The sequence below is a fragment of the Collinsella aerofaciens ATCC 25986 genome, from assembly GCF_010509075.1.
Lineage (GTDB): Bacteria > Actinomycetota > Coriobacteriia > Coriobacteriales > Coriobacteriaceae > Collinsella > Collinsella aerofaciens.
The window spans coordinates 1,062,477-1,078,688 of record NZ_CP048433.1 but is presented as its reverse complement, the minus strand read 5'-3'; the positions used below and the strand labels follow the sequence as shown (position 1 = coordinate 1,078,688).

12 protein-coding genes are annotated in these 16,212 nt (G+C 60.7%); all 12 read left to right on the top strand.

What is annotated here, in order from left to right; all coding sequences use genetic code 11:
• The first annotated feature begins 5 nt into the window (after positions 1-5).
• A complete protein-coding gene (locus tag GXM19_RS04960; RefSeq protein ID WP_162010718.1) occupies positions 6-746 on the top strand; it encodes an ABC transporter ATP-binding protein in 741 nt (246 codons plus the stop codon).
• Positions 747-899: 153 nt separating this feature from the next.
• On the top strand, positions 900-2,714 hold the full coding sequence (locus GXM19_RS04955) for an ABC transporter ATP-binding protein (protein ID WP_006235301.1): 1,815 nt from the start codon (positions 900-902) through the stop codon (positions 2,712-2,714).
• 1 nt (position 2,715) lies between these two features.
• Positions 2,716-3,060 (top strand): hypothetical protein, encoded by a 345-nt coding sequence (locus tag GXM19_RS04950; RefSeq protein WP_006235302.1) that lies wholly within the window; start codon positions 2,716-2,718, stop codon positions 3,058-3,060.
• Between the two features lie 367 nt (positions 3,061-3,427).
• Positions 3,428-3,853: a 50S ribosomal protein L31 gene (gene rpmE / locus GXM19_RS04945; protein WP_006235303.1), complete on the top strand. Its 426-nt coding sequence runs from the start codon at positions 3,428-3,430 to the stop codon at positions 3,851-3,853.
• Between the two features lie 347 nt (positions 3,854-4,200).
• Positions 4,201-7,008 carry a preprotein translocase subunit SecA gene (gene secA, locus GXM19_RS04940; RefSeq protein ID WP_040359241.1) on the top strand — a complete coding sequence of 936 codons (2,808 nt, stop codon included), beginning with the start codon at positions 4,201-4,203 and terminating at the stop codon, positions 7,006-7,008.
• Entirely contained in the window at positions 7,008-8,156 is a 1,149-nt protein-coding gene (prfB, locus tag GXM19_RS04935) for a peptide chain release factor 2 (protein WP_006235305.1), read from the top strand. Before secA ends, prfB begins: the two co-directional genes overlap by 1 nt.
• 167 nt (positions 8,157-8,323) lie before the next feature.
• Positions 8,324-9,214 (top strand): YitT family protein, encoded by an 891-nt coding sequence (locus GXM19_RS04930; protein ID WP_006235307.1) that lies wholly within the window; start codon positions 8,324-8,326, stop codon positions 9,212-9,214.
• Positions 9,215-9,421: 207 nt separating this feature from the next.
• Positions 9,422-10,252 (top strand): transketolase, encoded by an 831-nt coding sequence (locus GXM19_RS04925; protein WP_006235308.1) that lies wholly within the window; start codon positions 9,422-9,424, stop codon positions 10,250-10,252.
• Between the two features lies 1 nt (position 10,253).
• Positions 10,254-11,195 carry a transketolase family protein gene (locus GXM19_RS04920; RefSeq protein WP_006235309.1) on the top strand — a complete coding sequence of 314 codons (942 nt, stop codon included), beginning with the start codon at positions 10,254-10,256 and terminating at the stop codon, positions 11,193-11,195.
• Positions 11,196-11,698: 503 nt separating this feature from the next.
• Positions 11,699-12,919, top strand: a complete 1,221-nt coding sequence (ftsE, locus tag GXM19_RS04915; RefSeq protein WP_040359244.1) for a cell division ATP-binding protein FtsE — start codon at positions 11,699-11,701, stop codon at positions 12,917-12,919.
• The gene (gene ftsX, locus GXM19_RS04910) at positions 12,906-13,826 is read left to right on the top strand and encodes a permease-like cell division protein FtsX (RefSeq protein ID WP_006235311.1); all 921 of its coding nucleotides are present in this window, start codon (positions 12,906-12,908) and stop codon (positions 13,824-13,826) included. The genes ftsE and ftsX overlap by 14 nt, the downstream gene beginning before the upstream one ends.
• 135 nt (positions 13,827-13,961) lie before the next feature.
• Positions 13,962-16,097: a ribonuclease R family protein gene (locus GXM19_RS04905; protein WP_006235312.1), complete on the top strand. Its 2,136-nt coding sequence runs from the start codon at positions 13,962-13,964 to the stop codon at positions 16,095-16,097.
• Positions 16,098-16,212 lie beyond the last annotated feature (115 nt).

Below are 16,212 nucleotides of genomic sequence, written 5' to 3'. Positions count from 1 at the left end.
TCTCGATGATTGACCTTCAAACGCTGACGATCTCTTATGGAAAGAAGGTGCTCGTAGATTCGGTGAACGCTGAGTTTGCCCCGGGTACGGTCTACGGTCTCGTCGCTCAGAACGGGCATGGAAAGACGACGTTGCTGCGTGCGATGGCAGGTTTGCCGGGTCCTCGCGTGGACGGGAGCATCGTTCTGGATGAGGTGCAGGGTACGGGTGCGAGAGAGGTCCGTTCTATGATCTTCTATGCACCTGGTGAGGGGACGCTGCTGTATCCCGGATTGCGTGCGGAAGATCACCTCAAGATGGTTTGCGATATGTGGCCGCATGCTCGCGATATCGAAGAGATAGTGGAACAAACGCAGATAGGCGAGTTCGCGAAGATGAGGATCCGCACTCTGAGCCAGGGCATGAAGCAGCAGCTTACCCTGGCGATTGCGTATGCGACGGGCGCGCGGTACCTTCTATTAGATGAGCCCATGAACGCGCTCGACCCCAGCAGGGTGGACTTGCATTCCGAGATTCTCAGGAAGCTGGCCGATTCTGGTACGTGCATCATCATGTCATCCCACATCTTGGATTCGGTCGATAGGCTGTGCGATGAGATTCTGTTTTTGAAGGATGGGAGGCTCATTAGAAGCATTCCGCAAGATGATGCTGCGCCGAAGTCTCCTGGATCCCATTTCGCAAAGCCTGCCGGACGCGCCGAGGGTGCGCTAAGCACGTATCGGCGACTCTACGAAAAGGGCGGGTAGAAATGCAAGTTAAAAATCTATGTGGCCAATGTGATACCGTTGAACCCGCGTATCGATACCGTTCAGCCATTCGCCTCGCCCCCATCTTACGCATCTTCATCCGGTCTGTTACTTTTAATCGAACAATTCTTTGAGGAACGTAGGTGCTTCCAAATGTACTGTCGACTTCTTCTCAAACTAATCCTAAGAGACAAGGCCGTATGGATTTCCACGCTCGTTCTTGCTGCAGCCTTTTCCGTCCCCATTGCGTTCAATTCACCCATCTACGGCCCCTTCTTTATGAAGCAGGGCATGCAGGGCTTTGTCGACGCATTCAATACGCGCGCGCCCCAGGCCAGCGGCACAGACCTATCGCCAGAGCAGCAAGATGACGCTGAGCTTGCAAGATACGCGAACGCCGCCCTCGCCGCTCAAACCGACGCCGCCTTTCTCGACTCTGCCGAGAGCTACTACGCGCTCATGGACGAGGGCTTCCAATCCGGGTCCATCGTGGGGGACCAGGAGACCAATGACGCAGAGCTCGCATATTGCCGTGCCCTGAGCAGCTCCGGCATCGCGGATATCCCGGCCTCCGCAAACGACCTGCCGTTCCTCTCCTTCCTGCCCTACGCCATTGCCCAGGCGCCGTCCTTCCTTCCCTTCATCCCCTTCCTTCTCTCGTCGATACTCGTGCTCGGCGCCACAAGGCCCGGGACCCTGGCGGCAAAGGCGCCCGTGCCCAAATTCCGGCGCCTTATCCAAACCGTGTTTTCGATAATTGGCGCGGGGACCGCGATGCTCCTCGCCGGCCTTGCGCCCGGGAGTATTTACGCCTTGGCCCTAAACGGCTTCGGGCAGATCGGGTACCCGATCGCCTTCTTCCATAACGGCGCGCTCACTACCACGACCGCGGGAAACGTCTTCACGACCATACTTCTCGCGCTGCTCGCGGGTGGAACCTTGATATCCGTTTGTTCCGTCGTCCTATCGACCGCAACGAGGCGCGTCCTCGCAGGCCCCCTTACCTCCGCGTTGCTTGTCGCGGCCCCGGCATTCCCGTTATTGTCCGATTCGGCACTGGGGCATAATGCCGCGCTCGAGCTCCTGCCGCTGGCCGTGTTCTCGCCTATCGAGGCAACGGGTTACGTAGGATGCTTCCCGACGGAATTCATTGGCTCCGGTTCGGGCGGCGCATCGATGCTTGCCGTGGCCCTGGTATACGTCGCGGTCCTTTTCGCGGTCGGCGCCGTTGCGACACGTTCGCCCAAACAGGCTGGACCCGCTAAAAAGCACCATGGGCTCGAGCTCCTGGACGTGAGCGTGGGATACGGGAGCACGACGATACTTTCGATCGGATCGCTTTCCTTGGGCCCGGGAACGGCGGCGGGGCTCGTCGCTCCCAACGGCTCGGGGAAAACCACCCTTCTTGAAGCGCTGTCGGGCCAATTTCCCACCCGCATCCGCTCGGGAAGCCTGTTGGCAGACGGAATCTACCAACGTCGATCAGCCGAATTCGCAGAACTCGTCTACCTGAGCTCTTCGGGCGGCGCGGATCTCTACCCCACGCTATCGGCCCGCGAGCACCTCTCTTTCGTTAGGGAGGCGTGGAAATCGGCCGCCGACATCGACTCGCTCTGCAACTCCCTCGGAATCTCCCCATATCTCGACAAGCCGACCCGTAAACTCTCGACAGGAATGAAGCAGCAGGTAAAGCTTGCCATGGCGATAGCGACCGATTGCCCGTACCTCATCCTCGATGAACCGCTGAACGGCCTCGATCCGGGAAAACGGAAAACCTCCTGCGACGCGATGCGCAGCGAGGTGGAGCGGGGACGCAGCGTGCTCATCTCAAGCCATCTGCTCGACGACCTGGCAGACCTCACCGACTCGTTCTACTTCATCGAGGCCGGCACGCTCGTGGAAAAGACCGAGTCGTCCTCGCAGACGCTCAAGCAGGAATACCTCGATACATACGAGGGAGGTGAATGACATGAAACTATTTGAACAGCTGAAGTCCAATGCGTCGCGCATGGCTGTCTACGCCATCCTCGTGGCAACGGCTTTATGCGGAATCGCGGCACCCGTCTATGCGCTCAACGGGGAGAAAGGCGATGTCGAACCCGCGTACATGGCTTCGACGGTTAAGGACCGGTACAAAGCCTTCTCTGGAGACACGTTTTACGTAGCAGAGTACGACACGACCTACCGTCAGCTTCGCTACAACAAGGGCTACGACTATCTAGGCGCAGAGGCAATCAGCTATACGTCGGGTTGGTACCGCTCCAACTATGGACACATAACCCAGTTCAAGTGTAACTACCGTGTGTACAACTAAAGCAACCGGCCGGGACGAGGGGTGACGCAAAAGCGTCGCCCCTCGTTTTTAACCATGTCAACTGAACCTAGTTCAGTTTGGTTGATTTCCGATCTCAGCCGAACACATTGAGCGGAAAGGCCGTTCCCGCAGTCAGTCGAACGTCCCCGGGGCCCTTCTCAGGCCCCGGGGACGGCATTTTCCCAGTTGAAGGAACGGTGGAGATGTGTTTCGATGGGTCAGATTCGTGTCGTTCCGAAAAGACCGTGAACCTTTTGTGGGACACGCGGCGCCGTGGTACCATAGCCGAGTTTGTTGTCTTGGTCGGAAACCAAGACGCCTTATGCGCTGATCGGTAACCAGCGCCTGACCAATAAGGAGTCCTACCATGAAGCAGGGTATCCATCCCCAGTATGTCGAGTGCACGGTGACGTGCTCCTGCGGCAACACCTTCAAGACGCACGCTACCGTGTCCGAGATGAAGGTTGAGCTTTGCAACGAGTGCCACCCGTTCTACACCGGCCAGCAGAAGTTCGTCGACACCGGTGGACGCGTCCAGCGCTTCGCCGACAAGTTCGGTGGCGCCGCTGCCGCCCAGCTCAAGAAGGCCGAGGAGGCCAAGGCTGCCAAGGCTGCCAAGGCTGCTGAGGCCGAGGCCGCTCGCAAGGCCGCCGCTGAGGCTAAGGCTGCCGAGAAGGCCAAGCGTGCTGCTAAGTTTGCCGAGGAGGCTGCTAAGCAGGCCGCCGAGGCTCCCGCAGAGGCTCCCGTCGAGGAGGCCGCTGCCGAGGCCGAGACCACCGAGGCTGCTGAGTAAATAGCTCGCCGAGGAATCGCTCGCATTCATGGCAAAAGGGCCGTGCATCCGTTTGGGTGCGCGGCCCTTTTCTTTTTATTGGTGCAGGCTAACCCGTTCCCATTGCACCAGATTGGTGCGAAGGGGACGGGTTGGTTTGCACCAAATGGCAGAGTGACGGCGTTTTCCCAGATAAAACCTGCCAAAATAAACCAGTCCCTTTTTTGGCAGGTCGGTCGGGTCGTAGTTATTACGTGGCGGTCGAGGTCGACCGTATAGGCCGCGCCTTGTTTGGCTAAAGTACAATCATCTGTGTTTAACTCGCCCGCAGCTGCACGGCGTGGGCGATGGCCAAAAAGGAAAACCACATGGGATTCATGTCAAAGCTGCTGTCCTTTGGATCCGATAAGGACCTTAAGCGCTACTACAAGATCGTCGACCAGATCAACGGTCTTGAGCCCCAGTTTGAGAAGATGACCGAGGAGGAACTCCGCGCCCAGACCGATAAGTTCCGCGAGCGTTACGCCAACGGCGAGTCGCTCGACGACATGCTTCCCGAGGCCTTTGCCACCGTGCGCGAGGCTTCCAAGCGCATCACGGGCATGCGCCACTTTGACGTACAGCTCATCGGCGCCATGGCGCTTCATGAGGGTCATATTGCCGAGATGAAGACCGGCGAGGGCAAGACGCTCGTCTCCACCTTGGCCGGCTACCTCAACGCTATCGCCGGCAAGGGCGTGCATGTCGTTACCGTCAACGATTACCTGGCAAAGCGCGACTCCGAGTGGATGGGCCGCATCTACAAGTACCTGGGAATGACCGTCGGTTTGCTCCAGAACAACATGCCGCTCGAGCTTAAGCGCCCGGCCTACCAGGCAGACGTCACCTACGGCACCAACTCCGAGTTCGGCTTTGATTACCTGCGCGACAACATGGTTACCCGTCCCGAGCAGCGCGTGCAGCGCGGTCACAACTACGCCATCGTCGACGAGGTCGATTCCATCCTGATCGATGAGGCCAGGACCCCACTGATCATCTCGGGCGCTGGCACCAAGTCCGCCAGTACCTACAAGGACTTCGCGCGTGCCGTGCGTGGCCTTGAGCGCGGCGAGGACGTGTCGCACGACATGCTTACCGCTACCGAGGACGTCGAGCCCACGGGCGACTATGTCATGGATGAGGCCAAGCACACCATCGCCGCCACCGAGCGCGGCCTTAAGAAGATCGAGCGCCGCCTGGGCATCGAGGACATCTACGCCGACCTTTCGGGCCAGCTGGTCAACCACCTGCAGCAGGCGCTGAAGGCCCAGTACATGTTCCACCGCGATAAGCAGTACGTGGTCACCAACGGCGAGGTCAAGATCGTCGACGAGTTCACCGGCCGCATTATGGAAGGCCGCCGTTACTCCGAGGGCCTGCACCAGGCCATTGAGGCCAAAGAGGGCGTGCTCGTACGCGAGGAGAACCAGACCCTGGCCACCATCACCCTGCAGAACTACTTCCGTCTGTATGACAAGCTCTCCGGCATGACCGGCACGGCACTTACCGAGGATGCTGAGTTCCGCGAGATCTACAAGCTGCCCGTCGAGGTCATCCCCTCCAACAAGCCCGTGCAGCGCGTGGACCACGAGGACCTGGTGTACCGCACCATTCAGGCTAAATACAACGCCGTTGCCGACGACGTTGAGCGTCGTCACGCCAAGGGCCAACCGGTCCTGGTGGGCACCGTCTCCATCGAGAGCTCCGAGAAGCTGTCCGCCGCCCTTACCAAGCGCGGCATCGCACACGAGGTCCTCAATGCCAAGCACCATGAACGCGAGGCCCACATCGTTGCCCAGGCCGGACGCTACGGCGCCGTGACCATCGCCACCAACATGGCCGGTCGTGGTACCGACATCCTGCTGGGCGGCAACCCCGACGAGCTGGTGCGCGAGCGCCTTGAGCACGAGGGCCTGACCATGGAGGACGTGACGCCCGAGCAGCTCGAGCAGTTTAACGCCGAGGCCAAGGAGACCTGCAAGGCCGAGCGCGAGCGCGTGCTTGCCGCCGGCGGCCTGACCGTTATCGGAACCGAGCGCCACGAGTCCCGTCGTATCGACAACCAGCTGCGCGGCCGCTCCGGTCGTCAGGGCGATCCGGGCGAGACCCAGTTCTACCTGTCGCTCGAGGACGACCTCATGCGCCTGTTCGGCGGCGACAAGATGGACCGCGTCTCCAAGATGATGGTCACGGCCGACATGGGCGACGACATGCCCATTCAGCACAAGATCATCTCCAAGGCCGTCGAGAGCGCCCAGCACAAGGTCGAGAGCATCAACTTCTCCATGCGTAAGAGCGTCCTTGAGTACGACGACGTCATGAACAAGCAGCGCCAGGTCATCTACGCCGAGCGCAACAAGATTCTGGACGGCAAGGACCTGACCGACCACATCACCGAGGTCATGCACGATACCGTGTACCGCTGCGTGCAGGAGTTCTGCACCAAGGACAGCCACGAGGGCGAGCGCGACCTGGAGGGCCTGCGCAAGTGGGTTGTGGAGCTCACCGGCCACATCGATACGCCGAAGTTCCCCGACGAGGACTTTGAAGCCCTGGCTGCCGATGTCTTGGCCTATGTTGAGAAGTGCTACAACATGAAGGCCGAGCGTCTGGGCGAGGACCTGATGCGCGAGCTCAATACCCAGGTCATGCTGCGCGTCATCGATACCCGCTGGATGAACTACCTGCAGGAGATGGACTACCTCAAGACCGGCATCGGCCTGCGCGGCTTTGGCCAGCGCGACCCGCTGGTTGAGTACAAGACCGAGGCCTACGGCGCGTTCCAGATACTCGTCGATACCATGTATGAGGATTACCTGCGCACGGTTCTGCGCATCGAGATCAAGGCTGCCCCGCGTGCCGTGGAGCACAAGGAGGAGCCCGCGCTCGAGGGCGCGCGCTTCTCCGGCCCTGCCGAGGTCGATGGTGACAACGGCGACTCGGTGCTGCGCAAGCAGGCGCAGGTGCAGGCCCGCACGGCTGTCCAGGGTGGTCCGGCTGCCGTCAACAACGGTGGCAAGGTGACCACCTATCGCAAGTCCGAGAGCGACGATCCGTACGTCAACGTGGGCCGCAACGACCCGTGCCCCTGCGGTAGCGGCAAGAAGTTTAAGTACTGCCACGGCAGGAATCGTTAATGGCTGAGGCTTTAGAGGTAACGCCCGCCGAGCTGGACGCGTTTGCGGACCGGCTCGGTGAGGTCGAGTCATATCTCCACCTGGACGAGAAGCGTACCCGCGTGTCCGAGCTCGAGGCCAAAAGTGTTGCCCCTGGCTTTTGGGATGACGCCGACGCCGCCCGTGCCACCATGGAGGAGATTGCGCGCACCAAGGAAGATATCGCTGCCGTGGACACCGCGCGCGGCGAGCTTTCCGATGCCCGCGCCGCGCTGGAGCTTGCCGAGGAGATGGGGGATGACCCCGACGCCGCCGCCCTTCGCGAGGAGGCTGCAGCCACGGCTGAGCGCCTGGCCCGTGCCATCGATGAGCTTGAGCTTTCGAGCTGGTTTACCGGTGAGTTCGATCACGGCGATGCCATTGTGACCATCAAGCCCGGACAGGGTGGTCTGGAGGCGCAGGACTGGACCTTCATGCTCTTTAAGATGTACATGAAGTACTGCCAGCGTCGCGGCTGGAAGGTCACCATCAACGACTGTCCCGCGGCCGAGGTCATCGGCATCGACCGCGCGACCTTTACCGTCGAGGGCAAGGACGCATTTGGCATGCTGCGCGCCGAAGCCGGCGTCCACCGCTTGGTGCGCATTAGCCCCACCGACGACAAGAGGCGCCGCCAGACCACGTTTGCCGGCGTCGAGGTCATCCCCGTGCTACCCGATGATATCGACATCGAGATCAGTCCCGATGACATCCGCGTGGACGTGTACCACGCGAGCGGCCCGGGCGGTCAGGGCGTCAACACCACCGACTCCGCCGTGCGCGTGACGCATTTCCCCAGCGGCATTGTGGTTACCTGCCAAAACGAGCGCAGCCAGATTCAGAACAAGGCCGCGTGCATGCAGATCCTCAAGGCTCGCCTGTACGAGATTGAGCTCGAGAAGCGCGCCGAGGCGCTCGATGAGATTCGCGGACCCAAGACCACGATCGGTTTTGGCAACCAGATTCGCAGCTACGTGCTCTACCCGTATCAGATGGTCAAGGATCTGCGCTCGGGCGTGGAGACCAGCAATGTCGAGGCCGTTCTTGACGATGGCGACCTGGACCCGTTTGTTATTGGCTACCATCGCTGGGCTACCGGCAACGCTGATGCGGAGACCCCGTCTGCATAAACCGCCCGGTTTATGTGGAAATGGATTAAAACCCTCCGAGCAGGGTGGTTTTGTATCCAGAGCAAACCCTGCGCAGGGGTGGTTTTTGCTCGGCGAATCGGTAGAATCGAATACAGCAAGAAGTTCGAAGCGCATCCGTTTGGGTGCGCTTTTTTGAGGGAGGCAGCATGGCATATCGTCTGGACATCAAGCGCATTCTTTCGATGAACTTCTTTCACGACCTGCCCCAGATCATGTTGGGGTGTGCCTTGGCCGCCATCGCGACCGACCTGTTTTTGATTCCCAACGGTCTTGCCGCCGGTGGCGTTACGGGCCTTGCCACCATTATCCAGGCGGTCGGCGCGGCGCGAGGCGTGTCGCTCCCCGTCGGTATCCAGACCATCGTGATGAACGCCTTGCTGCTGCTGGTCGTTATGCGCGAGGGCGGCATGTTCTACGTGGTGCAGACCGCGACGGGCTTTGTGCTGCTGGGCTTCTTTACCGATCTGTTCGCCCCGTTTGTAGCACCTCTGGCGGATGCGGACCTGATGCTTCCCGCTATGTGGGGCGGCATTATTACGGGCATCGGTTACGGCATGGTGTTGCGCGCCGGCGCCAACACCGGCGGCTCGGACACGATTGGCCAAATCATTTCGCGTAACACCTCGCTGCCGGTGGGCTCGACCGTCATGGCAATCGACGTTGCCGTGTGTGCGCTGTCGGCTCCGGTCTTTTCAATCGAAAACGCACTATATGCAGGCCTTTCGATGGTCATTAGCGGCTACGTGATCGATGCCGTGGTCGATGGCGGCAACAAACGCCGTATGGTACTCATCATCTCGGACAAGTTCCCTGATATCGCTGCCGATATCATGTATGGCCTGGGTCGTGGTTGTACCAAGTTTAAGGCGACTGGCATGTATTCGGGTGCCGAGAAGCCGGTGATTATGGTCATCGTGAGCCGTCGAGAGCTCAATACCCTCAAGACGATCGTGCGCGAGCGCGATCCTCACGCCATTGTGACGGTCGCTGACGTTACGGAAGCCTTCGGTGAGGGATTCAAGGACATTAGCGCGTAGGGTCGACCGCGTTCCATCCAAAAGACGTTCACATTGATAAACCGTTTCATCAGCGGTTCTGCCTGCTAAATTGTTCAAATAATGATAAAAACTCTGGTAAAGCCATCAGTTTCCAGCATAATGAATGACGTACGTGCATTGCGGCTGTGTTGGGATTACCTTCGGTGCCGTGCGCATTTTGTCTAATGAGGATGAAAGGAAGGCACAATGAGCGACGAAGAGCTCAAAAAGGTTGCCAACGAGGTAAGGAAGGGCATCGTCACCGGCGTGCACGCTGCCAAGTCCGGCCATCCGGGCGGTTCGCTCGGCGCTGCCGACATCATGACCTATCTGTACTTTGAGGAAATGAACGTCGACCCGGCCGATCCCCGCAAGGCCGATCGCGACCGTTTTGTGCTCTCCAAGGGCCATTGCGCTCCGGGCCTGTACGCCGTGCTCGCCGAGCGTGGGTTCTTCCCCAAGGAGGATCTCGAGACGCTGCGCCATATCGGCAGCCACCTGCAGGGTCATCCCAACATGAACGACACCCCGGGCGTCGACATGTCCACCGGCTCGCTCGGCCAGGGCATCTCCGCCGCCGTGGGCATGGCGGTTGCCGCCAAGCACTGGGGCGATACTTACCGCACGTACGCCCTGCTGGGTGATGGCGAGAGCGAGGAGGGCCAGGTCTGGGAGGCAGCCATGTTTGCCGGCAACCAGCAGCTCGATAACCTCTGCGTGATCGTCGACCACAACGGCCTGCAGATCGACGGCCCCGTCGAGGAGGTCAACGACCCCATGCCGCTCGCCGACAAGTTCCGCGCCTTTAAGTTCCACGTGGTGGAGCTCGCCGACGGCAACGACTTCGACCAGATCCGCGCCGCCTTTGCCGAGGCTCGCGCCACCAAGGGGCAGCCGACCGCCATTATCGCCGAGACTATGAAGGGCAAGGGCGTCTCCTTTATGGAGAACCAGGTGGGTTGGCACGGTAAGGCCCCCAACGATGAACAGTTTGAGCAGGCCATGGCAGAGCTCACGGCCGCCGGAGAGGAGCTCTAGGATGGCAGACGTCAAGAAAATCGCCACGCGCGTAAGCTACGGCGAGGCCCTCGTCGAGCTCGCCAACGAGCACGATGACTTTGTGGTCCTCGACGCCGACCTGGCTGCCGCCACGCAGACCGGCAAGTTCAAGGCAGCCTGCCCCGACCGCTTCTTCGATGTGGGCATCGCCGAGAGCAACCTGATGGGCGTCGCCGCCGGTATCGCGACCACCGGTCGTGTTGCCTTCGCGAGTACCTTTGCCATGTTCGCTGCCGGTCGCGCCTTTGAGCAGGTTCGTAACTCCATCGGCTACCCGCACCTCAACGTTAAGATCGGTGCCACGCACGCCGGTATCTCGGTGGGCGAGGATGGCGCCACGCACCAGTGCTGCGAGGATATCGCCCTGATGCGCGTCATCCCTGGCATGACCGTGATTGTTCCCGCTGACGACGTCGAGGCCCGCGCCGTGACGCGCGCCGCCTACGAGTGCGACGGCCCCGTGTACATGCGCTTTGCCCGTCTGGCCTCGCCGGTTATCAACGATCCCGAGACCTACAAGTTCGAGTTGGGTAAGGGCATTGTCATGCGCGAGGGCGCCGACGTGACCATCATCGCCTGCGGCTTGATGGTCGGCGAGGCCCTCGAGGCCGCCGAGCAGCTCGCTGCCGAGGGCATCGACGCCGAGGTCATCAACATGCACACCATCAAGCCCATCGATGCCGACCTGATCGTCAAGAGCGCCACCAAGACCGGCCACGTCGTGACCGTCGAGGAGCATTCTGTGATCGGTGGCCTGGGCAGCGCCGTTGCCGACGTCCTGTGCGAGCAGTGCCCGACGCCGCTCAAGAAGATCGGTGTCAACGACACCTTCGGTGAGTCTGGCCCGGGTGCCGAGCTCTTGCACAAGTATGGCCTGGACGCCGCCAACATCGTGGCGACCACTAAGGAGTTCTTGGCCTAAGGCAAGGAGGATCTCAAGGACTGCTTCGCCAGAACTATGGAAACCCGGCAGGGGCGCTCTCTTGGAGAGCGCCCCTGTTTCAGTTGCGGTGAAATAAGGACTGTTTTGCCAGCTTAAAGGCTCAACAGTTCCTATTTCACCGCAACTCATGAAGACGCCCCTCAAGCACGGTCCCATCAGGGAAAAGGGCATATATCGACAAAGCGCAATTCAGACCCTTCCAGCTTTGTATATGCAGCACCCCAAGATAAACGCAGCGACCCCTTAGTTATCGCAGGCCGGGCACAGGGTTACTCTCCAAATTTTTCCGCAGGACGGAGGAGCCCCTGCCGCGCGAAGCGCGCAGCGGGGGCTCCGACATGTCCGAGGACGATTTGGAGAGTAACCCTGTGCCCGGCCGACGGGATTCCTAAGCACGCCATGCTTCTTATGTGCAGCAAAGCTAATGCTGCTAAAATACAAAGCGCTCATGTAGTTTAAACGCACGACGATAAGGAGCACCAGTGGGTAACCACTTCCGTACCTCCGGTGCGGGCGATGATGCCCCCAAGACGCAGGCAGGCGTCCAGGGCAGTCGTTTCGCCACTCCGGATTCAGAGGGCCAGCCTGTTGCTCAGGCCCCCGCTCAGCCGGCAGATCAGGCACAGCCGGCATCCGATCCCTTTGCCTACAATCCCACCAGCGATGTTGCGCTTTCCGGCGCGGCGGGTTTTGAACCCGTTCAGGCCGTGACCGCTCGCGTGGAGCAGCCTCAGGCTGGCGCCGCCACGCCGCAGCCTACCATGGCCGGCATTCCCGACCCCATGGCCCCTGCGACGCCGGCTCCTCAGCCTGCGCAGTCCGGTCTCTTTGCCGCTATTCCCGACCCCACGCAGCCTGCTGCCCCAGTGGTCGAGAGCGATCAGGCCGCCGAGGTTGCAAGCCTCGATAACGCGCTCAACAACCCCGATTTTACGTCGGTGTTTGCGCCCATCGATCCGCAGGCCAGCCGCAAGAAGATGGCCAAGCAGGCCGGTGTCGAGCCCGTCATCCTTATGGAGCATGTCACCAAGATCTATCCGGCACAGCCCAACAAGCCTGCACTCGACGACATCAACATCGAGATCTATCCGGGCGAGTTCGTCTTCCTGGTCGGTCACTCCGGCTCGGGTAAGACCACGCTGCTGTCGACGCTCAACCGCGACGTCAAGCCGACGAGCGGTCGCATCCTGGTTGCCGGTCAGGACCTCATGAAGATCAAGAACCGCAAGGTTCCGTTCCTGCGCCGCCAGATTGGCGCCGTGTTCCAGGACTTTAAGCTTCTGCCGCAAAAAACCGCCTACGAAAACGTGGCGTTTGCCCTACAGTGCATCGGCAAGCCCAAGGGCGTTATTCGCAGCCAGGTGCCCGAGGTGCTGCGTCTGGTCGGTCTGGCCGATCAGATGGACTCCCTGCCCGACCAGCTTTCCGGTGGCGAGCAGCAGCGCGTTGCCGTCGCCCGCGCTATGGTCAACCGCCCGCCGCTGCTGATCTGCGACGAGCCCACGGGTAACCTCGACCCGGCGATCTCGCTGGGCATCATGAAGCTGCTCGAGCGTATTAACCGCACCGGCACCACCGTGATCGTCGCCACGCACGACCGCGAGATGGTCGATAGCATGCACCGTCGCGTGATCGCCCTCGAGGGCGGCCACGTTATCCGCGACCAGGAGAGGGGAGGTTACGGCAACTATGGCACCAACTAACGTGGGCTACTCCTTCAAAGAGGCAATCAGCCACTTCTTCCGTAACTGGACTACCTCGCTCGGCGCCGTCATCACGATCTTCCTTTCGCTGTTTATCATCGGCCTGTTCATCATGGGCTCCGCGATGCTGAACTCCGTGATCGGCACCGTCGAGGATCAGGTTGTCATCAACGCGTTCATTAGTGATGACGCCGATCAGGCCGATGTTCAGGCTTTTGAGGCCGAACTTAAGACGTGGAATAACGTCAAGTCCGTGACCTATAAGGACAAGGACGACGCGCTGGCCGAGTATACGAGCAAGATGTCGGGCAACGCCGACGCCACCATGAGCGCGCTCGATGGCCAGAACCCGCTGCCGGCTTCGTTTGCAATTGAGATGGACGATCCTTCCAAGGTCGAGAGCACGGCAGAGAAGCTCAAGAAGGATGCCGATTTCCAGAAGATCGCGGATGACGGCGACGTCAACGCGAGCGTGCTGTACGGCCAGGAGGAAGTGAGCCGCCTGTTCCAGGTGACCAACTACATCCGCATCGCCGCCGTGGTGCTCGTTGGCCTGCTGACTTTTATCGCGTTCATCTTTATCAACAACACGATTCGCCTGTCCATCACGGCGCGTCGTCGTGAGATTGCGATTATGCGTCTGGTCGGCGCCAGCAACGGCTTCATTCGTGGCCCGTTTATCACCGAGGGCGTGCTGCAGGCCATTTTGGGCTCGCTGCTTTCCATCGGCGTTCTGGAGCTGCTGCGCAATCTGATGATTCCGCGTCTGCAGGAGAGCATCGGCTGGATGTCGTTTGCCCTGCCGATGCAGTACTACCTGGTGACCTATGCTGCGCTGATTCTGGTCGGCGTGATTATCGGTCTCTTTGGTTCTGCCATCGCCATGCGCCGCTACCTGCGCGTGTAGGCATGCCTGGAATTCATCCCTTCCAACGGGTCGTCTCTTATGGGGCGGCCCGTTTTTTGATCCCTAGGGGACGGCAGGATGGCGAATCATTTGGGTAGACTCTTTGGAGTCGGCAATCGATAGTTAGGAGGCGCCATGGGGCGCAATAACAAGCATAAGCGTGGAGCTCGCAATAAGCGCGGGCCGGTGCGCAGCGAACGCCGTCCGAGCCTGACCGGGCGCGTGCAGCTCCATGAGCACAGTGCCTATGTCATAACCGAGAATGGCGACTACAAGGTCATGGGCCGCGGCAAGCGCGAGATTATGGATGGCGATACCGTTGCCGTGAGCATTAAGAACAGCCCGCACGGTGAGCGGCGCGCCGTGATCGAAGGCGTGGTTGAGCGCGCAGCCATAAGCGTGGTGGGTACGTACCAGACCGCCGGTCCGCTCGGTGTGATCGAGCCGCTCGATTCGCGTCTGAAGGCTGACTTCTTCATTCTGCCTGAGGATACCTCGGCGGATCGTCTGGGCGTTCACCCGGGTGATGCTGTTGTCGCGCGCATTTTGACCTACCCGACGCGCCTGGAATCGGGCGCTGTGACGATCGAACGCCGCATTGGCGGAGATGACGCGCCCGATTTGGGCGTTCAATATGTGATGGCGCGTTACGGCTATACCGATAGCTATCCCGAGGCCGCGCTGGACGAGGCCGAGGGGCTTTCGCTCGATGTGTCCGCGGCGCTTAAGGACCCGCTCCGCCGCGATCTGCGCGACCGCTTTGTCATCACGATCGACCCGGTCGACGCACGCGACTTTGACGATGCTGTTTCGTTGGAACGCACGCCCGAGGGTGGCTACAGGCTGGGTGTGCATATCGCCGACGTTTCACACTATGTGGCTTGGGACGGGCATATCGATCTTGAGGCTCGTCATCGTACGACATCGGTGTATCTGGCCGATCGCGTGCTTCCCATGCTGCCCGAACGCCTGTCCAATGATCTGTGCTCGCTTCGCCCTGACGAGGACCGTCTTGCGTTTACCGTCGATATCGAGCTCGATGCGCAGGGTCGCGTGCGGCATTACGATCCGTATCCCAGCGTGATTCGCTCGCGTGTGCGTATGGACTATGACGGCGCCGAGGCGCTGCTGGTACGTGCCGGCGCGGTGGAGTATTCGGTGCTGGAGGGTGCGGCCGAGGATGTTGCGGCTGCCGAGGCCTCGCGCGAGGAAGCGCTTGAGCGCGGTCTCGCGTGCGAGGAGGCCGCCCGCGGCTACAACGTCGACCTCGGCGATTTCCTTGTCGCCGCCAACGAACTCGCCGAACTTCGCCGTCGCATTCGTCGCGCCCGCGGCTCAGTCGATTTTGACACGGCCGAGATTCGCGCTCTCTTGGATGAGGACGGAGTACCCGTGCAGATTGTGGCGCGTGAACGTTCGTGTGCCACGTCGCTTATCGAGGAAGCCATGCTGCTCGCCAACGAGTGCGTTGCAGAGTGGCTGGCAGACCGTGATATCGAGGCCTGCTATCGCGTGCATGAGGATCCGAGCCCCGATAGCCTGCACGGTGCCGCCGTTGCGCTGGCGCAGCTAGGCATCATCGACGATCGCCGTGCTGCCGGTATTGCCCTGGGGAGCCCCGATGAGCTGCAGGCTGCAGTTGATGCTGCCGCCGGTACGGCCAACGCACCGCTCGTTAACACGCTGCTTCTGCGCAGCATGCAGCGCGCGCTGTACAAGCCGCGCAACGAGGGCCACTTTGCGCTCGCCGCGCCGTGCTACTGCCACTTTACGAGTCCCATCCGTCGCTACCCCGATCTGGTGGTGCACCGCGTACTCAAGCTGCAGTTGGCCTATGAGCAGCTGGGCGGCAAGGACGCCCTGGTCCGTACGCCGCGCCTGATCGGCAAGGGGCGCGAGTCACTGCCGCGCATTCTGCCGCAGATCTGCCGCGCATGCAGCGATGCCGAGCGCGCGGCAGATGCCGCCAGCCATGCGACGCAAAAGATCAAGATTGCCCAGTACTATGAGGACCGTCTGGGCGAGCGCTATGCCGGAACCGTCTCGTGGGTTAGCAGCATGGGCCTCTTTGTGCGCTTGGACCTAACGCAGGTCGAAGGCTTGGTTTCGATCAAGAGTCTGGGCAACGAGTGGTTCGAGTTCGACGAGGACGCGCTAACGCTCACAGGTGCCGACACGGGCACCCGTTACGAGCTGGGGCAGCGCGTGATTATCGAGGTCTCGCGCGTCAATACCACGCGTGGGCACTTGGACTTTAAGCTTATCCATTAGCCAAATCCCGACTGATGGTGGGGGAGCGGAGGGCGGCCTTTCGGGACCGCCCTTCGCATTTGAATTATGGCTACCTTGCCGTCTGCTCGTCCGCCCGCTTACCTGCTATTTGAGA

Excerpts from the sequence above, each read along its gene's own strand:
- GXM19_RS04905 (WP_006235312.1), top strand. The coding sequence starts at position 13,962 with ATGGGGCGCAATAACAAGCATAAGCGTGGAGCTCGCAATAAGCGCGGG.
- GXM19_RS04955 (WP_006235301.1), top strand. The coding sequence starts at position 900 with ATGTACTGTCGACTTCTTCTCAAACTAATCCTAAGAGACAAGGCCGTA.
- GXM19_RS04925 (WP_006235308.1), top strand. The coding sequence starts at position 9,422 with ATGAGCGACGAAGAGCTCAAAAAGGTTGCCAACGAGGTAAGGAAGGGC.
- prfB (WP_006235305.1), top strand. The coding sequence starts at position 7,008 with ATGGCTGAGGCTTTAGAGGTAACGCCCGCCGAGCTGGACGCGTTTGCG.
- GXM19_RS04960 (WP_162010718.1), top strand. The coding sequence starts at position 6 with ATGATTGACCTTCAAACGCTGACGATCTCTTATGGAAAGAAGGTGCTC.
- rpmE (WP_006235303.1), top strand. The coding sequence starts at position 3,428 with ATGAAGCAGGGTATCCATCCCCAGTATGTCGAGTGCACGGTGACGTGC.
- GXM19_RS04930 (WP_006235307.1), top strand. The coding sequence starts at position 8,324 with ATGGCATATCGTCTGGACATCAAGCGCATTCTTTCGATGAACTTCTTT.
- ftsX (WP_006235311.1), top strand. The coding sequence starts at position 12,906 with ATGGCACCAACTAACGTGGGCTACTCCTTCAAAGAGGCAATCAGCCAC.
- GXM19_RS04920 (WP_006235309.1), top strand. The coding sequence starts at position 10,254 with ATGGCAGACGTCAAGAAAATCGCCACGCGCGTAAGCTACGGCGAGGCC.
- secA (WP_040359241.1), top strand. The coding sequence starts at position 4,201 with ATGGGATTCATGTCAAAGCTGCTGTCCTTTGGATCCGATAAGGACCTT.
- GXM19_RS04950 (WP_006235302.1), top strand. The coding sequence starts at position 2,716 with ATGAAACTATTTGAACAGCTGAAGTCCAATGCGTCGCGCATGGCTGTC.